We start from the raw sequence: 16128 nt of genomic DNA, 5'->3' as shown, positions 1-16128 counted from the left end.
GGTTTAGGATAAAAATAAATCAAGTTTAAAGAGTAGTAGGTATTGACCTGCTACTCTTTTTCATTTTATAGGTTTTAATTTCTATTTCACATTGTTGATGCATCTCTATTGGTGTTTTCATCTGACAAGAGGAATGAGGCCTTATCCTGTTGTATGTATTAATACTTTCCCTGACTAATTGATTCATATCAGTCAGGCTTAATTGATAATCAAGTAAGAACTCGTGCTTGATTATTCCATTGATTCGTTCAGCTACAGCATTAGCATAAGGGTCATAACTTTCGGTCATACTACATTCCAGATTGTTTTGCTTTAAAGCTTGCTGGTATTGGTCGCAGCAATACTGGAAGCCTCTATCTGAGTGGTGGATCAACGGTTGATTAGGATAGTTTCTTTGTTTGACAGCCATTTTCAGAGCTTTCAAAGCCCCTCTTGCTTTCAATGAATCGGAGAGATTGAACCCTACAATCTTCTTTGAATACGCATCGGTTATCAAAGCCAGATACATAGGATAATCCCGATTGCCAACATAAGTGATATCAGACACCCATATTTGTTCGGGTCTGACTGGAGTCATTTCTTCAATGAGATTAGGGTGCTTTCTGAACCAATGATGGGAGTCAGTCGTCACATGATACCCTCTTTTGGGTTCAATAAGCATGTGATTAGCCTTTAAGATGCTGAAGAGCCGACCTCTTCCAACTCCTAACTCCATCAGCTCACCCTTCAAAAGGTGGTACAGTTTTCTGGTACCAACCCTGGGCTGTTTTATGCGTATTTCTTTGATCATCTCAATAACTTTCTGAGCAGTAGCTTGTCTACGTTTTCTTGAATGAATTGCTCGGTAATAAACCTGTCTACTTACCCCAAACAGTCTACAGGTAGCCGTCAGGCTTTCTTCGTATCGTTCTCTGTAGAGGTCGACTGTTCGGGTAAAGAGTTTTTTCGGATAGGAATGGAATATTCCTTCTCTGCCAGTGAAATCATCATATCAAAAATGATTGACTTCTTATCTGCTTGCGCTACCTGATGCTCCAGAAGCTTTTTCTGTTTCTCTAACAGCTTCACTTTTGCTTCCAGCTCCATAACCTTCTGTTCTGGTGTTTTAGGCATGTTGGAGGGTGTTTGATTCTCCCAATCAAAACTACCATACTTTCGCAACCAGTTCATCACTGTTGACCTGGCTTGGATTCCATACTTGCGCTGAGCCGCTTTCGTGGATAGCTCACCTGATTCAATCTCTTTGACTACTTGTAGCTTGAGTGTTAGACTATAGTCTTTCTGAGTCCGCTTTACATATTTCTTCATTACACATTCTTTTGTGTAACGCTATTTCAGGACGAGACAAATCGTATAAATAAAAAACCATCCCATTTGGGATGGTTTTTTATTTTCCTTCAACATAATCTTGCAGGTAGCCATACTTTTCTGTTAAAGCTCCTGCTTCAGTAATAGTTGCTCGTTTAATTATTCCATTTTCATCCTCACCCAACAGGTGTGCTACTACATTTTCTAAGAATTGATCTCCAAAGCTCTGCGAGGCATCTCTAGGGAGCTCACATGGTAGATTATCCACAGCCATTACGGTGATATTACCCTCATCTGTGAGAGACTGTTCAATCTCATCATCACTTGGATTGTAATCATAGATTGGGTCATCGATGGTGCTGGGTTTTTTTGTTGAAGGAATTGATCCTTCAATGTCGCAGGTGATATCAGCGATTACCTTGATGTCAAAATCATCTTTAATGATATCCTCTCTATGAAATAATACAGGTGCAGCCGGATCCCAGAAAGCACATGCAATGAGGATATCCGTTACCCTGGTGTATTTGAGGAAATCCCCTTCATAGAGTTCCGGATTCTTATAGAATTCATTTCTCAGGAACTCTCCTCCATCTTTTCTTTTATTGTAGTCCCTGGAATTAAGTTGAGTAAAGACAGGCTCGTCAAATCGTTCTGTCAAATAATCGTGAGGAGTTACCTGGCTGATTCCTGCTCCAAGCAGTACCTCCATGGCACCTTTAGTTACACGTCCACCACCCGTCAATGCAATCTTAATATTTGGGAGGTTGATTTTCTTAAATTCTGTTTTTAAATCCTCATAATCAAAGCATTCGTGAGCACGTCTGAGGTTGAACAGGTTGTAACGCTTTCCAAAAGTCCACAATCCATTGTAAGCTCCAACGATTCCTGCCCACCGACCAAAGGCAATGACGCGATTCCCGCTTTCATTCGTAAGTGTTTCCCAGTCTATTAGTTTTATGTTTTTCTCAAGAATTGCACGCAGCAGCTCTCGGTTATAATCTTGCTTTTTAATGGTGTGTGAAAAGAAGAAATGCGTTTTGTGTGGGATTAGTTTATCAATTGGCACCTCTTTTACTCCTAAAATGATATCACAATCATCTAAAGAGTCTACGATGGACAAGCCAGCATTTCTGTAATCATCATCTGTAAAGCATCGAATGTCGCTCGACTGTACAACTACTTCAACATCGTAGTTTTCTTTAAGTTGCTTAGCCTGCTGTGGGGTTAGAGGAACTCTCCGATCTATTGGAATTTTTCCTTCCTTAATAATGCCAATTTTCGTCATATCACCATTTTTACAATGGATGCGAAATTAGTCAATAGCAACGGAGGGTAGAAATGTGTTACTCGTCTTTCTTTAGCTCATCCAGATCGTTACGATCTTTCAGTTTTTTGTCCTCTACATTTTTGTTGAGGAACTTATTAAGCTTATCTATTGGCATGCTGGAGGAAATTTCCCCAAAGGAGTCAACATTGAGTTCGAGACCGTCTAAATCTTTGTGCACGCGTGCTTTTTCTTTGTCTTTCTTACTCATAATTCATGCTTTAGTTACTTAACGCATCAATAGACGATTTGATTCGTTCAGCAGCTTTTTCACCCCCCAAAATCTCTATAATTGTCATCAGGTCAGGACCCGAACCTTCACCAGTAAGTGTCAGACGAAGCGTCTGCATGAACTGTCCTGGCTTGTATCCATCGTCTTCAAGGGTTTTCCAGAAAAGCTCTTTGGCTGACTCAGATGAAATATTTTCTTGTTGTGATAGCATTTCTGCAAAGAGAGTAAGTGCCTTCGGAGTGTCTTCATTCCACTTTTTCCGAACCACTTTTTCATCGAATGATTCGGGTGCTTTGAAAATCATCAATCCCTTGTCAACAAACTCATGAGGGAACGTAACGCGCTCTTTTAACAAATCAATAATTTGGATGGCTTGCTCTGATGGGCACTCGATTCCATACCGTTGATCAAACGCATTAACCAGATCTGCAGCAAAGACGTTGGAGTCTGTTGCTTTGATGTATTGCTGATTGAACCACTTTGCTTTATCAAAATCAAACTTAGTTCCTGCTTTGTTAATTCGCTGTTCGGAGAATTCATTTACCAATTCTTCAAGAGAAAAAATTTCTTGTTCTGTCCCAGGATTCCAGCCGAGGAATGCCAGAAAATTGATCAATGCTTCAGGTAAAAAGCCCGTTTCCTTAAACCCTCTTGATAATTCCCCTGATTCCGGATCATTCCAATTCAATGGAAAGATTGGGAATCCAGCTTTGTCTGCCGCACGCTTACTCAGCTTACCGTTTCCATCGGGTTTTAGAATCAGCGGGAGATGCGCAAAGCGAGGCATTTCTTCTTCCCATCCTAAAAATCGATACAACAGCACATGTAAAGGGGCTGATGGAAGCCATTCCTCACCTCTAATCACATGTGTGATTTTCATCAAATGATCATCTACGATATTGGCAAGATGATACGTCGGCATTCCATCTGATTTCATTAGAACCTTGTCATCTAATACTTCCGTGTGTACCATTACCCATCCACGAACCATATCATTGAGCCTTACTTCTTCTTTTTTTGGAACCTTGATCCGAATAACATAAGGTTCACCATTGTCAATTCTTCGCTTTACTTCCTCTTCAGAAAGTGTAAGCGAATTTTTCATGGTTGTTCGAGTAATGGTATCGTATTGTGGATTTACAACTCGTTGCTCTTTGAGCCGTTCCCGCATCGCCTCCAACTCCTCAGGAGTATCAAAGGCATAGTAGGCATTCCCTTCTGCTACAAGTTTTTCGGCATACTGCCGATAGATATCTTTTCTTTCAGATTGTTTGTAAGGACCAAAATCACCGCCCTGTTCAGGGCCTTCATCCGGACTGATCCCACACCAGTCAAGCGTATCTTTGATGTATTGCTCAGCACCTTCTACATACCTGGCTTGATCTGTATCTTCAATTCGAAGAATGAATTTGCCATTATTTTTTTTGGCAAAAAGGTAATTGAAAAGCGCTGTGCGAACTCCTCCAATGTGTAGTCCCCCTGTAGGGCTGGGTGCAAATCTTACTCTTACGTTTTCCATCTCATGCTTGATTGGAGCGCAAAAATAAGAATCAACAGATGGAAAGCTAAGTAATGGAAGTTATTCTTAGAAAGTAGCTATACAGGAGATCTCCACGTTCACCCCCTTTGGTAGGCCACTTACCTCAACTGTTTCTCTGGCGGGAGGGTTTTCAGTAAAATATCGACCGTAAACTTCGTTGATTCGAGAAAAATTTCCCATGTCGGAAACGAAAATGGAGCATTTTAGAACACTGTTAAACGTAAGTCCAGCTTCTTCCAGGATATAACCCAGGTTTTTCATCACCTGTTCTGTTTCCTCTTCTATTGAGCTTTCAATTAAGTTACCAGTACTTTGATCAATCGGAATTTGCCCTGAAACATATAGGGTGTCACCAGATTTAACTGCCTGAGAATATGGACCTATTGGTTCGGGTGCTTTTGGTGAGTTAATGATTTCTTTCATAAGTCCAAGTTATTCAACGGTTACGGATTTTGCCAAATTTCTCGGCTGATCAACATTAGCTCCTCTCATTACAGCAATGTGGTAACTAAGGAGTTGTAGTGGTATTACGGAAACGAGCGGCATTAATGACTCGTGTGTGGAAGGCACTTCAATTGTGAAGTCTGCCATTTCAGGGATTAAAGCATCACCCTCTGTTACAATTGCAATAATGATCCCTTTTCGTGCCTTAACTTCCTGAATATTAGATACTATCTTATCATAGCTGCTATCCCTGGTTGCAATAACCACAACGGGCATATTTTCATCGATTAGCGCAATAGGTCCATGCTTCATCTCTGCGGCTGGGTACCCTTCGGCATGGATGTATGATATTTCTTTAAGCTTAAGTGCACCTTCAAGAGCTACCGGAAAATTATAGCCTCTACCCAGGTAAAGGAAGTTTTTGGCATCCTTAAACATGTCGGAAATATGCTCAATCTTATCATTCGATTTTAGTGCTTTTTCCACCTTCCCAGGTATAAGACTCAGTTCTCTTAGAAGTTCCTGGTATTTGCTTTCAGTGATTGTCCCTTTGTTATTTGCCGCTCTTAGAGCGATCATATACAAGACAGTCAGTTGAGCTGTGAAAGCCTTTGTGGAAGCAACACCAATCTCTGGACCGGCATGGAGGTATGCACCTTCATGTGAAACACGTGAGATAGATGAGCCAACTGTATTCACAACGCCTAAAACGATTGCTCCTTTACTTTTTGCAAGCTCTATGGCAGCAAGAGTGTCAGCAGTTTCTCCAGATTGGGATATTGCGATAGCGATATCTCCCTCTTTGATTACAGGGTTTCTATAGCGAAATTCTGATGCATACTCTACTTCTACAGGTATCCTACACAGATCTTCAAAGATATACTCTGCGACAAGCCCAGCATGCCATGAAGTACCACATGCTAAGATGATAATACGATCGGCATTTTCGAGTGCTTTAGCATAGTTGCGAATTCCTCCAAGTGTAAGCTGGCCTTTATCTGCATTTAATCTTCCACGCATACAATCAGCGATGGAAATGGGCTGCTCGAATATTTCCTTATGCATGAAATGCTCATGTCCACCTTTTTCTATCGCCTCTAGCTCCAATTCAAGCTTCTGAATGTAAGGTGTTTGAGGAACATCTTTAGAGTCTTTAATAGAATACTCACCATTTTCAATTACCACGATCTCCTCATCCTTAAGATACACGACTTCATTTGTGTGCTCTATTATAGGAGTGGCATCTGAGGCAATGAAGAACTCCCCTTTTCCTAGACCTAGAACCATTGGACTACCTTTTCTGGCAGCAACCATTTTATTGGGATGATCTTTTGAAATAATGGCAATGGCATAGGCACCTACTACTTTAGATAAAGCAATTCTAAGGGCATCTTCTAGCTTTAACCCTTCACTTTTTTGAATGTCTTCAATGAAGTTGACGAAAACTTCGGTATCGGTTTCACTGTGAAACGTAAATCCTCGTTTTGTGAGATCGGCTTTGAGAGATCCATAGTTTTCAATGATACCATTATGGATCATAGCTAGGTTTCCACTATTGGAAACATGTGGGTGTGCATTTACGTCATTTGGCTCGCCATGAGTAGCCCATCTGGTGTGTCCAATTCCAATTCTTGCAGAATTATCCGGCAGAATTCCTTCCAATTCAACAACCTTGCCTTGCTTCTTATATGTCTTTAGATCTCCGTTCTCTATAATGGCCACTCCCGCACTATCGTATCCACGATACTCTAGTCTTTTTAACCCATTAATTAAGATCGGACAGGATTCTTTTTCACCTAAATAACCGACGATTCCGCACATAGCCGTTTTCTTTATTGATCAACTTCCGTATAATATAATCTTAATATAAGGCCATTTTCTTTGAAAATAGTTCGCTGGAGTGTCACATCAAGCGGGCTCATTAAGACCAGCTCATCAATAGCTTTAATTACTCCACTTGTTGGTACCAGATATGCCAGGCTATCTCCGTCTAAATACTGCCTGTAGAGTTGTTGATAGAAAAGAGTTGAGGTCTTAAGAATCATGTCCTTATCTTCACTTAAGGTTCCATTGGCAGGATCTGAATCGAATGTCAAGTAGGCATTATCAGACATTACTATGTTTCCAAAGGGATTACTTGCGATAGCTGGACCGAAAATACTGTTATCAGGTTTTCTGAAATAACTCATGAAGTTGATGAGTGTATCTCGTTCATTCTCTGCCTCAAATTCGAAAGATATGGTAGCATTGTTAATAATAATATTTCGGTTTTCATCGAAGAATTCCTCCAGCGCAGTAAGCGAATAGGCAGAACTTAATCCAGCTAGTGGATCCATTATGGTTTTCCCTGAGGATAGGTCAAAATCCTCATTTTCTACAATACCATCGAACGATGAGCCGCTTCTATCTCTTTCTACGTAGCTGTAGTTTTTACCTGAAAATCTGAACGAGGTAAGATAGGTAGTGTCTTTTGCTTCAGGATCAACTGGAGAGGAATACATGATGATTCTAGAAGTGTCACTGGTAAGGTCAAAAGCAGCAATGCTTTCAGAGGATGTACCAGAAAACAACCCCAAAGACTTAAAAATGGTAGATGCAACTGCTTGATCCGGATCACTTGCAATTTCACTGATTTGATTAAATAAGCTCTGAGCGTATGCTTCTTGGAACTTTACACGATAAAGGGTGTCTAAGATTGTGTTTATTGACTGGGAGTATGATCCAATTTCTGTTGTGGGTGTTTGCTTCAAACTTGAAAGATAAATCGCACTGCTTTCTAAGCTATCCTGAAGTTCATGTAAAGAAAATTCCTGAAAAGAGCTTCCACTTTGAGGAATGATCGCACTTGCCTCAACAGTAAAAATTATTGAATCTACCTTTAAGGTATCCGCTGATTCATCAACTCCTCTTGGTAAAGGCCCTTGCTCGTAAAAGAACTGGAAATAACCTTCAGCACTTACTGTTCCGGTGAGAGGGTCAGAATAGTTTCCAACAAGAATTCGATTCTCTCCATCAGTCCGCAGACTATCAATGAATACATTACTTGCTGGCAAAGTGAATTCTACAAATTTCACGTTTGCGTCAGAACCTAAATCGTATTTAATTCCAAGATCACTTTGCGTTTCACAGCCGAAAAAAACCGGGATCAAAAGTATCAATCCCGGTTTTATCATATTCTTAAATGAGAGCTTCTTAGCCAATAAGTTCATTGTATAAGTTGTAGTAAGACTCTTCAAAATTTTCATCCTTCTCAATCGTGTCTGTTTTCTTGTCACCAATATCTGCGATGAGTTTCTTAAAGCTATCTGTGTTTTCTTCATTCGCGTTGATCACAGCATCCGCATATTGCATGCCAAGCTTCACGAAACCATCATAGTCAGCCGTTTTTAACGGATCCAACATTTGGTCGTCAATATCGATCATTTTTACTTTCTCTAACAGGTCATCGCCAAATTTGTGCGTGAATCGATTGTTATAAATTGTGAAAACGGTCTTAGAGTCCTTATAAATAGGGTCGTTCTTATAAGTTGTTTTCGTGTAAAGAGGAATCAAACTAGTCATCCAATCATTACAGTGAATAATGTCAGGTGACCATCCAAGTTTCTTAACTGTTTCTAAAACGCCTTTACAGAAGAAGATTGCTCGCTCGTCATTATCCTCAAAGAAGTTATCCTCTTTATCAAAGAATACTGATTTTCTATAAAAATAATCTTCATTGTCAATGAAGTAAACCTGAAGTTTAGCATTTGGTATCGACGCTACTTTGATCACCAATGGCTTTTCTTCGTCACCTACCGCGATATTGATACCCGATAGTCTCACTACTTCATGTAGTCTGTTCTTTCTCTCGTTGATGAGTCCGAATCTTGGAACTAAAATCCTGATTTCCATTCCCCGCTCTTGCATAGCCTGGGGCAACCTTCTCACAAACTCCGCTACTTCTGTGGTTTTGAGAAATGGATTGATCTCACTAGCCACATAGAGGATTCTAATGTTTTCCATAAGTGCTTTTGATTAATTTCTTGATGGGACCTTAAAAATGACCACAAATTTACCATTTTTTTGATTTATTATCAACGCTTTCAATAAGTTAGCCGCTTAAATTAATCTACTTTATGCGCACAATTGGCGCCTTAAGCGAGCTTACTGACACAATTTCTGGTTTTAAAAGAAATTCTCAATCCATCGGATTTGTACCCACAATGGGTGCATTACATGATGGTCATTTGGCATTAATCAAAAAATCTAATGAGCAAAACGATGTAACTATCGTTAGCATTTTCGTGAATCCACTTCAGTTTAATAATCCATCGGATCTGGAAAAATATCCAAGGGTCATTGAAGAAGATACCGAACTTTTGAAAAAGCAGAATGTAGATGTTGTTTTTATGCCTGATGAAAAGGCTTTGTATCCGGAAAAGCCGAAGGTGTCAATCAACTTTGGTCCCATGGCTGAGCGATTGGAAGGAAAGTATAGAAAGGGACATTTTGAGGGAGTGGGCGTGATTGTTAGCAAATTATTGCACCTTGTTGATCCGACCAGAGCCTATTTTGGTTTAAAGGACTTGCAGCAATTCATTCTGATCAGAAGAATGTGTCAGGATTTAAATTTTCCTTGTGAGATCGTGGGCGTAGATACCATTCGAGAGAAGTCAGGATTGGCCCTTTCGTCCAGAAATCGCAGGCTTTCATCAGAAGGACTCAAAATAGCGACGGTTATGAGTCAAGGCCTTAACGAAATCAGGGAAGGGGTTGCTAACGGACAGCCACTAAGTCAACTTCTACACTCTTGCAAAGAAATGTATCATGAAAAGAAAGGACTTGATTTGGAGTATTTAGAAGCGGTTGATCCCCATGACCTTTCACCTGTCGATAATTATTCATCTCTCAGCGAACTTGCAGTATGTGTTGCTGGTTATGTAGAGGGCGTAAGACTGATTGATAATTTATATTTGCGCCTCAAATAGCAGGGAATGTTAATAGAGGTACTTAAATCCAAGATTCACAGAGTAAAAATCACAGAGGCAGAGCTGCATTATGTGGGCTCCATCACCATTGATGAGGATTTGATGGAGGCAGCCAATTTGATGGAAAATGAAAAGGTGCAGATCGTGAACATCAACAATGGCGAACGGTTGGAGACCTATGTTATTAAAGGTGTTCGTGGATCAGGTCAGATTTGTTTGAACGGTCCGGCAGCAAGAAAAGCTCAGGTTGGAGATGTGGTCATAATCATTTCTTATTGTTCAATCGATCAAAAAGAAGCTGGCGAGCACAAGCCCGTTGTTATTTTTCCTGATGAAAAGAACAAGTTAGGTTCTTAAGCTAAATGTCCAAAAACTTAATTATTCTCCTGAAAACCTTGATCAGTATCGGTCTGGCAGGGTTACTTCTCTATTTAGTTTTTAGAAATATAGAGTGGACTGAATTCTGGAGGAGAGCCAAAACGGTGGATTACACCTGGGTCATCGCATCCATTTTATTATCGATTGTGGCTTATGTTGCGAGAGCTTACCGGTGGAATATTTTACTAGAGCCCCTGGGCTATCAGCTTAAAACCTCAAGAACCACGTTAGCTGTATTGGTAGGATACCTGGCCAATCTTGCTTTTCCCAGATTAGGGGAGATTACCAGATGTGGAGTGCTGAAAAGAAATGATGATGTAGCCGTTCCATCCTCCTTAGGAAGTGTGGTAACAGAGCGGATTATCGATGTTTTAACTCTTTTAGTTTTAATCTTGATTAGTCTGATTGTTGAGTCTGAACGACTCTTCACCTTTCTCAGAACAGCATACAGTGACCTTCAAATCCCGACTTACATTGTTATCTCAATGATAGCTTTCGCTTTAATTGGTGTCATTGCATTGATCATTTTTATAAAAAGGCAAGACAAGCTAAAGGGGAAATTTGCTGTGTTGATTAAAAGTTTTATTGCTGGATTTCTTTCACTAAAAGACATAAAAAAGCCGATAGGTTTCGTTGTTTCTACGGTCGTTTTGTGGGTGGTTTACTATTTGATGTCTTACATCATTATCTTTTCACTGCCAGAAACTGCTCATTTAGGTCTTGGTGCTGGGTTTATGCTATTAATCACTGGAGGGATTGCACTTTCGCTACCTGTTCAAAGTGGATTTGGCACTTATCATGGAATGATCGCGGGCATGCTTTTACTTTACTCCATTGATCAAACCACAGGTGTGTTTTTAGCTACCTTATTACATACATCGCAAATCTTAGCGATTGCACTTTTTGGCAGCATGGCATTAATAATTTCTGTAGTGATCAGGAGAAAAACAGTCAGGAAAGAGACAAATTGACAGAGTCAAAAATTGGCCTGAAAATGGTAGTAACTTCACCGGATACTTTGTCGTATTCCGATGTATTAAATAAGAATTAAAAGAATAGAAATATGTTATTGGTAATCATTGTTGTGTTCATGATCGCCAGCTGGGCTGTTAGCACAAGGCTGAAAAACAAGTTTAAGAAATACTCACAGGTAACATTGGGTTCCGGTCTCTCCGGAAGGGAAATTGCAGAGTTAATGTTGAGGGATAATGGAATCTATGATGTGAGCGTAACCTCTGTTCAAGGAAAGCTCACAGACCACTATAACCCTGCGAACAAAACTGTGAATCTGAGTTCGGATGTATATAACGGAAGATCAGCTGCTGCAGCCGCCGTAGCAGCCCACGAATGTGGTCACGCGGTTCAGCATGCTAAAGCATATCGTTGGTTGGAGTTCAGGTCTGCTATGGTGCCTGTCCAAAATGTTAGTGCCAAAGTGATCAATTTCGTATTCATAGCCATGTTCATAGGCGCGTTTGGATTGAATATGTTTGGAACAAGCACTGCATTGTTGGTGATCATCGCCTGCTACAGTGTATTCACACTTTTTGCTTTTGTGACACTTCCTGTAGAATATGATGCCAGCAACCGTGCACTGGCGTGGATACAAGATCGAAACATTGTAGATGATCGGGAGCATAGAATGGCCAAGGATGCGTTGAATGCAGCAGCCTCTACGTATTTAGTGGCTGCACTTGGTGCCCTTGCTACACTTCTATACTATGTTATGCTGTTCCTCGGAAACAGGGATTAAGAAAATCAAAATTTTAAGTGAAAAGCCCCAACACTGGGGCTTTTTTATTGGTTAATAGTCTGCATGCATAACAATGAATATATTTGCGGCCAATTCTATATAAACCATAATCCAAAGACAGATGAATTTCAACTTTACCGAGGAGCAATTAGCAGTTAGAGATGCAGCAAGAGATTTTGCACAAAAAGAACTTTTGCCAGGAGTAATAGAACGTGATGAGAAGCAGCAGTTTCCTGCAGATCAAATAAAGCAACTTGGAGAGCTTGGATTCATGGGAATGATGGTGGATCCAAAATATGGCGGAAGTGGAATGGATACGGTTTCATATGTCCTTGCTATGGAAGAGATCTCAAAGATCGATGCATCTACCTCTGTGTGTATGTCAGTAAACAATTCTTTGGTATGCTGGGGGCTGGAGAAGTATGGCACAGAGGAGCAAAAAGAAAAATACTTGAAACCATTGGCTAGCGGTCAAAAAATCGGAGCATTTTGTTTGTCTGAACCCGAAGCAGGATCAGATGCTACCTCTCAGCGAACAACAGCTGAAGATAAAGGAGACCATTACCTGCTAAATGGAACTAAAAACTGGATCACCAATGGAAACTCAGCATCCTTCTACATTGTAATAGCCCAAACTGATCCTGAAAAAAAGCACAAAGGGATCAACGCCATCATCGTGGAGAAAGATATGGAAGGCTTTACGGTAGGCAAAAAAGAAGATAAGCTGGGAATACGAGGTAGTGATACCCACTCTTTAATGTTCCAGGATGTAAAGGTACCCAAGGCCAATAGGATCGGTGAAGATGGCTTTGGTTTTACGTTTGCAATGAATGTGCTAAATGGAGGAAGAATTGGAATTGCAGCTCAGGCATTAGGGATTGCATCAGGAGCAATGGAGTTTGCTCTGAAATATTCTCAGGAAAGAAAAGCATTTGGTGTGGAAATTTCCAAGCACCAGGCCATTCAGTTTAAACTTGCGGATATGGCTACCCAGATAGAGGCAGCAAGGCTTTTGTGCCTAAAAGCCGCTCAGAAGAAAGATGCTGGAGAAGACTTCTCTCAAGAGAGTGCCATGGCCAAACTTTACGCGTCAGAAGTTGCGATGAAACAAACAGTTGAGGCTGTGCAGATACATGGTGGATACGGATATGTGAAGGAGTATCATGTGGAAAGACTTATGAGGGATGCCAAGATTACACAGATTTATGAGGGAACTTCGGAAATCCAGCGAATCGTCATCTCCCGTGGTTTATTGAAATAGTTCAATAGCTGAAAAACTGGTCACCCTTCGTTTATTAGGTTTTAAGGACGAATATTATTAGATTCGTCCTATTATTTTACTATTTATTAATAGATTAACCGGCTTTATTTATAAATGGAGGACTATAACAAAATCATTGAATCATTAGAAATTCGATTCGTGAAGGCTAAAAATATTAATATTTTGAAGCCCGTAACGATCGACAACAACTACGAGGTAGAAAACTACCTGATCCTGGTGACAGGAGGCGAAATCAAATTTGGAAAGGAAAAGGAAGTAGCATCTGAAGGGGACGTAATCTTTGTTCCGGGTGGAAGACCCGTATCGATGAGTTATGGAGCGGGCGAACCGACAATCTTATCCAAAGATGATTTTTTGACTAATAAAGACCAGTTTCTAAAATCATTCAATGAGCACTCTGTAAGCGATGAGCACTATAGTTATGTAGCTTTTGACGCCAAAGCCTTTGATTCTGTTAACTTCTTTTCCTCGCTGGATATCCCGCCATTCAAAATTGATGAGAATTATAAACTGGCCGGTCTAATTAAGCAGATCAATGATGAAGTAAAAGACAGCATGCCAGGAAGGGACAGGATTGTGAAGGTGCTGACCGAAAATATGACGATCGAATTGATTCGATATATTTTGAATAATAGCCTTTTCGTAGAGAAGCTTGCAACTAACAGTACATACTTCAAGGATCCAAGACTCATAGATATTTTCACCTTTATTAAAGAGAATCTTTCTGATGACCTTTCAAATAAGGTCTTAGCAAATGTGGCTAATGTCTCAGAGGACTATGTAGGTCAGTATTTCAAAATGTTAACAGGGATCAATCCGCAAGACTACATTGAGTACCAGCGAATGGAAGCGGCTGTAAACCTCTTGCGCACAAGTAAGAAGAGCATTCGTGATATTGGAAAAGAGGTTGGCTACAAAGATACCGCATACTTCTGCAGGCGATTTAAGATGATGTTTGGAATTCCGGCTGGTAAAATGCGCCGAAGAGAATCGCTGATGAACGTTTAGTCAGTCTCCTGAATCTCTTTTTTCTCTTTCTTATTCTCCTCTTCATCATCCAAAACCCCATCCAGAAATCTATTTAGGTAGGGTAGAAGCAAAGCAGTGATTCGTGATGTGGTGCTATCACTTGACTTTCTTTTCTTTTTCTTCTTTTTAGGTTTTTCTTCTACCTCTTCATCTTCGTCAGCGAAAACATTGAATAGCCAATAGCCAACAAGTGTTACCAATCCTATAACAAGTGCAATTTTCCCAACACGTATTGCCTTATCCTTCATTTCATCAGAGTCGCTATCGAGTTGTCTTTTTATCTTTTCTTCCCTCTCGGAAAGTGCCCTTACTCGATCTTCAATGTTTCCTTTCTTGCTCATATTTAGCTTCTTCTAGTTTAACAATGAGTTTCTCAATCCATTTCTGAAGTTTTCTGCTTTTGACCAGTGCAAATACCAAAATAATAATAAGCAGATAAGCCCCTGCTATTATCAGAAAGCCATAATATGTACTTTCCAGTGCAGCATTTATCATCTCAGCAAAAGCAAAGCTGAGAAAGAACAAGAAGAAAAAGGAAAGTAATGCTGCAACAGAAAGCGCAAGCACACCAGAAAGCATACGAGCGACACGAGCAATGATGCGAAGTTTAATCTGCTCGGTCTTTACTTCAATGAATTCTACAATATTATCAATCACCTTTCTCGCTGAAGAGGCCATATTTAGCTTCGTTTGTTCACAAAGCTAATCTTCAGAAGTCACTTCTACAGGATCTTGCTCGTTTTCAATTGATTTTGAGAAATAGATCAACGTAAAAGGAAGCAAGAAAAAAGCAATGAAGATGTAGGCAAAACCTACCAATCTAATCTTCATGGTGATTCTACCCATTTTCTTGGCCAGGTAGACGGGTATTTTAGACAGATAGGGGATCAGGAAAAACACCATCACACCGATCAGGTTAAAGAGCAAATGAACGATTGCCAGACTGATGGCTGCCTCTGACTGGAAAATAGCCGCTATTAGTGCGGTAATAGTCGTGCCAATATTAGCTCCTAAAATAAACTGAAAAGCTTTTTTGATTTTTACCTTGCCGGTAGCTACAAGCGGAACGATCAGAGAGGTGGTCAATGAACTGGACTGGGCCACTGAGGTTATGATCAGCCCCCAGCTAAATGCTCGAAATTTGTTTTTGAATACTACGTTTTCGAATCGATCCTTGGTACGACCTATCAAGATTTTATAAAGCCATTTAGAAATGAATTTTATACATGTAAAGATCAACACTACTCCGGCCAATAGAGAGAGGATGGGCCCTAGGGTTGAAACAAGCCAGTCGGTACTCGTTTCAAAAAGGGAAGTAAATCCATACTCACCGGAGCTGCCAATGCCTGACCTTCCAGTTATGTGGATGCTCGATGAAATAGAGGCACTGATCTTCTCAAGAAATCGGTAGTTCACCTCCAATGGGAATAAAATAAGTACCGTTAGAATATTGAAAAAATCGTGAGAGGTACCAGCTGCCACAGCCCGTCTAAACTCTTTTTGTTTAGAGATGTAGCTCATGGAAATGATGGTACTTGTAATCGTGGTACCCACATTGGCTCCCATGATAATTGGTATGGCATTCTGAAGACTAATTGCTCCTGAGGCTACTGCGGCAACAGCTATGGAAGTAGTGGTTGAGCTGCTTTGCAGCAATGCTGTTGATAAAAGCCCAATGAAAAGTCCGATGAAAGGATTGGCTGTTACCTGGCTGATATTCTCAGTCATTCCTCCGGTTAGTGCACCTATTGAAGATCCAAGTAGCTCAATAGAGAGCAAGAAGAAGAGGATCGAAATGATAATAACGATCGCTTTAGTTAAGATAGATAGGTAGGATTGCTGATTCATACTGGACAATAAGTAATGTGAAA

At 40.3% G+C, this 16128-nt stretch carries 18 protein-coding genes; 6 read left to right on the top strand and 12 right to left on the bottom strand.

Annotation, left to right across the window (positions count from 1 at the left end; translation table 11 throughout):
* Positions 1–25 precede the first annotated feature (25 nt).
* The 9 genes from ACP14Y_RS06640 to ACP14Y_RS06600 form a co-directional block, all read right to left on the bottom strand.
* Positions 26–874 (bottom strand): IS3 family transposase, encoded by an 849-nt coding sequence (locus ACP14Y_RS06640; protein ID WP_424964427.1) that lies wholly within the window; start codon positions 872–874, stop codon positions 26–28.
* Positions 875–888: 14 nt separating this feature from the next.
* Complete coding sequence (locus tag ACP14Y_RS06635; protein ID WP_424961088.1) at positions 889–1308, bottom strand: transposase; 420 nt, start codon at positions 1306–1308, stop codon at positions 889–891.
* Between the two features lie 79 nt (positions 1309–1387).
* A complete protein-coding gene (locus ACP14Y_RS06630) occupies positions 1388–2593 on the bottom strand; it encodes an NAD(P)-dependent oxidoreductase (RefSeq protein ID WP_424962175.1) in 1206 nt (401 codons plus the stop codon).
* 58 nt (positions 2594–2651) lie between these two features.
* A complete protein-coding gene (locus tag ACP14Y_RS06625; protein ID WP_424962174.1) occupies positions 2652–2843 on the bottom strand; it encodes a hypothetical protein in 192 nt (63 codons plus the stop codon).
* Positions 2844–2853: 10 nt separating this feature from the next.
* Entirely contained in the window at positions 2854–4383 is a 1530-nt protein-coding gene (gene gltX / locus ACP14Y_RS06620) for a glutamate--tRNA ligase (protein ID WP_424962173.1), read from the bottom strand.
* A 66-nt stretch (positions 4384–4449) separates the two neighbouring features.
* Positions 4450–4827, bottom strand: a complete 378-nt coding sequence (locus ACP14Y_RS06615; RefSeq protein ID WP_424962172.1) for a RidA family protein — start codon at positions 4825–4827, stop codon at positions 4450–4452.
* 9 nt (positions 4828–4836) lie between these two features.
* Positions 4837–6669 (bottom strand): glutamine--fructose-6-phosphate transaminase (isomerizing), encoded by a 1833-nt coding sequence (gene glmS / locus ACP14Y_RS06610; RefSeq protein WP_424962171.1) that lies wholly within the window; start codon positions 6667–6669, stop codon positions 4837–4839.
* Between the two features lie 11 nt (positions 6670–6680).
* Positions 6681–8048, bottom strand: coding sequence for a DUF4270 family protein (locus tag ACP14Y_RS06605; RefSeq protein WP_424962170.1), 1368 nt, complete (start codon positions 8046–8048; stop codon positions 6681–6683).
* On the bottom strand, positions 8041–8850 hold the full coding sequence (locus ACP14Y_RS06600; protein WP_349563723.1) for a glycogen/starch synthase: 810 nt from the start codon (positions 8848–8850) through the stop codon (positions 8041–8043). The genes ACP14Y_RS06605 and ACP14Y_RS06600 overlap by 8 nt, the downstream gene beginning before the upstream one ends.
* Positions 8851–8963: 113 nt before the next feature.
* On the opposite strand from ACP14Y_RS06600, the gene panC reads away from it, so the two are divergent.
* The 6 genes from panC (at position 8964) to ACP14Y_RS06570 (ending at position 14236) form a co-directional block, all read left to right on the top strand.
* Positions 8964–9815 (top strand): pantoate--beta-alanine ligase, encoded by an 852-nt coding sequence (gene panC / locus ACP14Y_RS06595; protein ID WP_424962169.1) that lies wholly within the window; start codon positions 8964–8966, stop codon positions 9813–9815.
* 6 nt (positions 9816–9821) lie between these two features.
* Entirely contained in the window at positions 9822–10172 is a 351-nt protein-coding gene (panD, locus tag ACP14Y_RS06590; protein WP_424962168.1) for an aspartate 1-decarboxylase, read from the top strand.
* Positions 10173–10177: 5 nt separating this feature from the next.
* Positions 10178–11164 carry a lysylphosphatidylglycerol synthase transmembrane domain-containing protein gene (locus ACP14Y_RS06585; RefSeq protein ID WP_424962167.1) on the top strand — a complete coding sequence of 329 codons (987 nt, stop codon included), beginning with the start codon at positions 10178–10180 and terminating at the stop codon, positions 11162–11164.
* Positions 11165–11256: 92 nt separating this feature from the next.
* Positions 11257–11946: a zinc metallopeptidase gene (locus ACP14Y_RS06580; protein ID WP_424962166.1), complete on the top strand. Its 690-nt coding sequence runs from the start codon at positions 11257–11259 to the stop codon at positions 11944–11946.
* 121 nt (positions 11947–12067) lie between these two features.
* Positions 12068–13207 (top strand): acyl-CoA dehydrogenase, encoded by a 1140-nt coding sequence (locus ACP14Y_RS06575; RefSeq protein WP_424962165.1) that lies wholly within the window; start codon positions 12068–12070, stop codon positions 13205–13207.
* Positions 13208–13321: 114 nt separating this feature from the next.
* Positions 13322–14236, top strand: a complete 915-nt coding sequence (locus ACP14Y_RS06570) for a helix-turn-helix domain-containing protein (RefSeq protein WP_424962164.1) — start codon at positions 13322–13324, stop codon at positions 14234–14236.
* Here ACP14Y_RS06570 and ACP14Y_RS06565 read toward each other — a convergent pair.
* Genes ACP14Y_RS06565 through ACP14Y_RS06555 form a run of 3 tightly spaced genes read right to left on the bottom strand, consistent with a single transcriptional unit; the run spans position 14233 to position 16105 of the window.
* Positions 14233–14598, bottom strand: coding sequence for a hypothetical protein (locus ACP14Y_RS06565; protein WP_424962163.1), 366 nt, complete (start codon positions 14596–14598; stop codon positions 14233–14235). The genes ACP14Y_RS06570 and ACP14Y_RS06565 overlap by 4 nt on opposite strands.
* Positions 14576–14935, bottom strand: coding sequence for a phage holin family protein (locus ACP14Y_RS06560; RefSeq protein ID WP_424962162.1), 360 nt, complete (start codon positions 14933–14935; stop codon positions 14576–14578). The genes ACP14Y_RS06565 and ACP14Y_RS06560 overlap by 23 nt, the downstream gene beginning before the upstream one ends.
* 24 nt (positions 14936–14959) lie before the next feature.
* A complete protein-coding gene (locus ACP14Y_RS06555; protein ID WP_424962161.1) occupies positions 14960–16105 on the bottom strand; it encodes a Na/Pi symporter in 1146 nt (381 codons plus the stop codon).
* Between the last annotated feature and the right edge of the window lie 23 nt (positions 16106–16128).

Source organism: Ekhidna sp., from assembly GCF_965247405.1.
In the GTDB taxonomy this organism is placed as follows: domain Bacteria; phylum Bacteroidota; class Bacteroidia; order Cytophagales; family Cyclobacteriaceae; genus Ekhidna.
This window is presented reverse-complemented; position numbering and strand designations above follow the sequence as displayed.

What these genes read in the sequence shown, in the direction of transcription:
- ACP14Y_RS06635 (WP_424961088.1), bottom strand. Translation starts at nt 1,308, where the DNA reads ATGAAGAAATATGTAAAGCGGACTCAGAAAGACTATAGTCTAACACTC.
- ACP14Y_RS06555 (WP_424962161.1), bottom strand. Translation starts at nt 16,105, where the DNA reads ATGAATCAGCAATCCTACCTATCTATCTTAACTAAAGCGATCGTTATT.
- panC (WP_424962169.1), top strand. Translation starts at nt 8,964, where the DNA reads ATGCGCACAATTGGCGCCTTAAGCGAGCTTACTGACACAATTTCTGGT.
- ACP14Y_RS06580 (WP_424962166.1), top strand. Translation starts at nt 11,257, where the DNA reads ATGTTATTGGTAATCATTGTTGTGTTCATGATCGCCAGCTGGGCTGTT.
- ACP14Y_RS06615 (WP_424962172.1), bottom strand. Translation starts at nt 4,827, where the DNA reads ATGAAAGAAATCATTAACTCACCAAAAGCACCCGAACCAATAGGTCCA.
- ACP14Y_RS06630 (WP_424962175.1), bottom strand. Translation starts at nt 2,593, where the DNA reads ATGACGAAAATTGGCATTATTAAGGAAGGAAAAATTCCAATAGATCGG.
- ACP14Y_RS06625 (WP_424962174.1), bottom strand. Translation starts at nt 2,843, where the DNA reads ATGAGTAAGAAAGACAAAGAAAAAGCACGCGTGCACAAAGATTTAGAC.
- ACP14Y_RS06575 (WP_424962165.1), top strand. Translation starts at nt 12,068, where the DNA reads ATGAATTTCAACTTTACCGAGGAGCAATTAGCAGTTAGAGATGCAGCA.
- ACP14Y_RS06585 (WP_424962167.1), top strand. Translation starts at nt 10,178, where the DNA reads ATGTCCAAAAACTTAATTATTCTCCTGAAAACCTTGATCAGTATCGGT.
- glmS (WP_424962171.1), bottom strand. Translation starts at nt 6,669, where the DNA reads ATGTGCGGAATCGTCGGTTATTTAGGTGAAAAAGAATCCTGTCCGATC.
- gltX (WP_424962173.1), bottom strand. Translation starts at nt 4,383, where the DNA reads ATGGAAAACGTAAGAGTAAGATTTGCACCCAGCCCTACAGGGGGACTA.
- ACP14Y_RS06570 (WP_424962164.1), top strand. Translation starts at nt 13,322, where the DNA reads ATGGAGGACTATAACAAAATCATTGAATCATTAGAAATTCGATTCGTG.
- ACP14Y_RS06600 (WP_349563723.1), bottom strand. Translation starts at nt 8,850, where the DNA reads ATGGAAAACATTAGAATCCTCTATGTGGCTAGTGAGATCAATCCATTT.
- panD (WP_424962168.1), top strand. Translation starts at nt 9,822, where the DNA reads ATGTTAATAGAGGTACTTAAATCCAAGATTCACAGAGTAAAAATCACA.
- ACP14Y_RS06565 (WP_424962163.1), bottom strand. Translation starts at nt 14,598, where the DNA reads ATGAGCAAGAAAGGAAACATTGAAGATCGAGTAAGGGCACTTTCCGAG.
- ACP14Y_RS06560 (WP_424962162.1), bottom strand. Translation starts at nt 14,935, where the DNA reads ATGGCCTCTTCAGCGAGAAAGGTGATTGATAATATTGTAGAATTCATT.